The organism is Marinifilum breve, assembly GCF_003202155.1.
Taxonomy (GTDB): Bacteria; Bacteroidota; Bacteroidia; order Bacteroidales; family Marinifilaceae; genus Marinifilum; species Marinifilum breve.
In genome coordinates this window covers 1-528 of the sequence record NZ_QFLI01000104.1, presented here as the reverse complement: position 1 = coordinate 528, position 528 = coordinate 1, and the positions used below count along the sequence as shown (strand labels likewise).

The 528-nt window shown below is 72.7% G+C and carries 2 protein-coding genes; both read right to left on the bottom strand.

What is annotated here, in order from left to right; genetic code table 11:
• A partial coding sequence (locus DF185_RS23130) for a hypothetical protein (protein WP_133250151.1) occupies nucleotides 1-230 on the bottom strand: 230 nt, incomplete at its 3' end.
• Nucleotides 227-528, bottom strand: a 302-nt coding sequence (locus tag DF185_RS23125) for a sensor histidine kinase (RefSeq protein ID WP_133250150.1), incomplete at its 5' end; no start/stop codon positions are given. The genes DF185_RS23125 and DF185_RS23130, both read right to left, overlap by 4 nt.

Sequence of the window (528 nt, the reverse complement as noted above, 5' to 3'; positions counted from 1 at the left end):
GTGCCGAACAGCGCGCCGGCTGCCATCACCGACAGCGACCCGGCCGGCAGGATCAGGCAATTGGCGAGCAGCGCCCAGACCGCGAAGATCGTCAGCGCCAGCGTGCGGTTTGCCTCGACCGCCGCCAGGATCGCGATCACCGTGGCGCCGCCCCCGGCCAGCCCGAGGATCAAGGCGCCGAGCGCCGACGCGACCGCGAGGCCGGCGAGCAGAACGTGCGATCGCCTCATGGGCGCACCACCCGGTCCGACGGGAATAGAAGCGACACGCGCGTGCCCCGGCCGGCGACACTGTCGATCGAGAGTGCGCCGCCGTGCGCTTCGATCAGCTGGCGTACGAGCGGCAGGCCGATCCCGGCGCCCGGGTGGCCGCCGGCAATGCGGATTGGCGCTGGACCGGCCGCGCCCGGCGTCGTGGCCAGAATGCGCGCGATGTCGACCGGGCGCATTCCGGCGCCTGTGTCTGTGACAGCGATCTCGATCCCGCCGCCGACGCGGTGTCCGACCGAAAGCGTGATCGTGCCGCCAG